Genomic DNA, 2,472 nt, shown 5'->3' with positions numbered 1-2,472 from the left:
CTTATAACCGGCAATATTAGCCTGGGAGCTTAATACATCCATACTTTGGGCACGGGTGGTACGGGGAATGCTGTCCAGGCTGAAAATTGTGAGCTGTCGGGCAGCTGCCTGCTGCATTTGCCGGGTATTATAAAGCGGCTGGTACACACCGGCCAGTATTTTACCGGGCTGTATGTTTTCCCATATAGCCGGTTCCGGTAGTTGAATGCTGAGGATAATATCAGCCTGCTGTACAATTTCAGCTGCAGGTTTAATAATGGCGCCGGCCTGCGTATAGGCATCATCGGGGTAAAAGGCCAGGGCGCCGGCATTGGGCTCAACCCACACAGTAACAGATTGCTGGCTCAGTTGCTTTACGACTTCCGGTACTAAAGAAACACGTTGTTCGCCTGTTTTTTCTTTGAGGACACCTGCAATCATCTGTGAAAATTTATTAATGAAATTTAAAGAAAAAACAGCAGGAATAGAAAAGAAAATTGGAAAGAGGGCCAGTATATTAACAGTAAGCATTAACCCTGACGGCATATAGGTATAAGCGGGTGGATTCCGGCGCCGTGTGCAGGGAAACAGGATGGAACCAATGCTGCAGCAGATCCCGCCGGGGCCTATGCGCAGCTGCTGTCAGAAAGTTTACCATTTACCTGTAACAGACCGCGCCCCGTATGTACATACGTGTTACTCCCCGAAAAAAACTTTCCCGGATCTGTCCAATTCCCCTTTGCCCGGTCATTATTGTAATGAACCACAAACTTATACTATCATGGACAACGCTATCAAATACCAACAATCCGCCACCGGGTACCGCATACGTACCATTGCCTACTGGCTTGTTACCGGTTTCCTGGCCTTTGAGCTGGCCTATGGCGCCACCTGGGACCTGCGGCAAATACCCTTGTACGGGAAGTGATGATACGGCTGGGCTACCCTGCCTATGTACTGCTTATTATCGGGGCATGGAAGCTGCCGGGAGCCGTGGTTTTGTTGATACCGGGCACTCCCCGCCTTAAAGAATGGGCATATGCAGGCGCATTTTTTGTTTTCTCCAGCGCCTTTGTCTCCCACCTGGCAGTGGGTGATGTTCAGGGAAGCATCTGGCCGGCTATTTTTGCCTCACTGGCGGTTGCTTCCTGGTTCTTACGGCCGGCCTCCCGCCGTCTAGCGCCTGTTGCAAGCGCTCAGGCGGTGCAACCGGCAAAATGGAGATCCATTGCATATTGGGCTACTATTGTGATCCTTGGATTTGTGCTGCTGTCGGGCGGTGCAGGGGAAATGTTGCATTTGTGGGGTACGGTAGAAGGCACTGTGGATCATCTGGGGTATCCCCTGTATTTTCTCACTATCCTGGGTATCTGGAAAATACTGGCTGGTATAACGCTGATCGTGCCGCGTTTTCCGTTATTGAAAGAATGGGCGTATGCAGGGATTGTATTTAACCTTACAGGAGCAGTGGCTTCCCATATCGCCAGTGGCGACGGCATAGGGCATTTTATTGCGCCGCTTATGTTTGCAGCGGTGGCCATGTTTTCCTGGTGGCTGCTGCCGGCAAACCGGTTATCTTCTCCGCCAACACGCCCGCCTGCTGAATAATAGCCGGTACTGCCACGCCGCTGATGTAATTGCCGCTGATATGTATACCGGGGTATTGCTGCTCAAAAGCCTGCACCGCCATGCGTAGCTGCCGGTGGCCTACATTCAGCTGTGGAATGGCTTTATCCCAGCGGGTAAACTGCTGCAGCACAGGAGCTCCGGTTATTCCCAACAAGGCAGTAAGCTCGCTCACAATGGTTTGCTGCAGTGCGGTTTCATTTATTTCGTCAAAAAAATGTTCCTGCTGTACACCGCCGGTAAAAACAGTTAATAATACTTTATCATCCGGCACACGGGAGGGAAAGATGGCTGAATTGCAGATAGCCCCCAGGAAATGCAGCTGCGCCGCATGCGGCACCAAAAAGCCAAAACCTTCCGGCAGCTGCTGTACGGCGGCCCGCTCAAAACCAAGATGCAGCACACCCATACGGGGGTAATACAGCTGCTGCAGTAAATGTGCGGCAGCAGCGTCCAGGCCCTCTATAACTGCTGCAGTAGCATAAGCAGGGGTAGCAAAGATCACGCGGCCCGCCTGCACGTTTTCCGTTTGCCCGTTACTGTTATATTGTACAGTATAGCCATCTGCTGCAGCCGTAACGCCGGTTACGCGGCTGTTATAACGCACCGGGGTGTTCAATAATTGCTGCAAACGATCTGTTAGTGTTTCATTCCCGCCTTTAAAGGCAATAATTTTGCGGCCGCCCATCAGCCCCTTGTTCTTAAAAAGCCCCTTGGTTACGCTGCCATACTCCTGCTCCCATTTGGGTAAAAAGGGCAATACTTCCTGCACAGATAAACGCGCGGGGTCTCCGGCATAAATACCGGACAGGATAGGATCAAACAAGTAATCGCTGATCTCTTTATTAAAACGGCGCTGTACAAAGC

General features: G+C 51.3%; 3 protein-coding genes and 1 pseudogene. 2 read left to right on the top strand and 2 right to left on the bottom strand.

The features are described 5' to 3' along the window. Nucleotides 1–420, bottom strand: a pseudogene (locus VIM87_RS22905) (NAD(P)(+) transhydrogenase (Re/Si-specific) subunit alpha); the annotation flags it as partial. Between the two features lie 340 nt (nucleotides 421–760). Between VIM87_RS22905 and VIM87_RS22900 the strand changes: the two are divergent. After that, nucleotides 761–907, top strand: a complete 147-nt coding sequence (locus VIM87_RS22900) for a hypothetical protein (protein ID WP_331999253.1) — start codon at nucleotides 761–763, stop codon at nucleotides 905–907. Then, nucleotides 907–1,587: a DoxX family protein gene (locus VIM87_RS22895; protein ID WP_331999254.1), complete on the top strand. Its 681-nt coding sequence runs from the start codon at nucleotides 907–909 to the stop codon at nucleotides 1,585–1,587. The genes VIM87_RS22900 and VIM87_RS22895 overlap by 1 nt, the downstream gene beginning before the upstream one ends. Here the strand turns inward: VIM87_RS22895 and hemG are convergent. Continuing rightward, nucleotides 1,499–2,472, bottom strand: a 974-nt coding sequence (hemG, locus tag VIM87_RS22890; RefSeq protein WP_331999252.1) for a protoporphyrinogen oxidase, incomplete at its 5' end; no start/stop codon positions are given. The two genes, VIM87_RS22895 and hemG, sit on opposite strands and share 89 nt — an antisense overlap.

The organism is Chitinophaga sp., from assembly GCF_036569125.1.
Classification (GTDB): Bacteria; Bacteroidota; Bacteroidia; order Chitinophagales; family Chitinophagaceae; genus Chitinophaga.
Note: the sequence above shows the minus strand (reverse complement) of the source record. Positions and strands in the feature narration are given on the sequence as shown.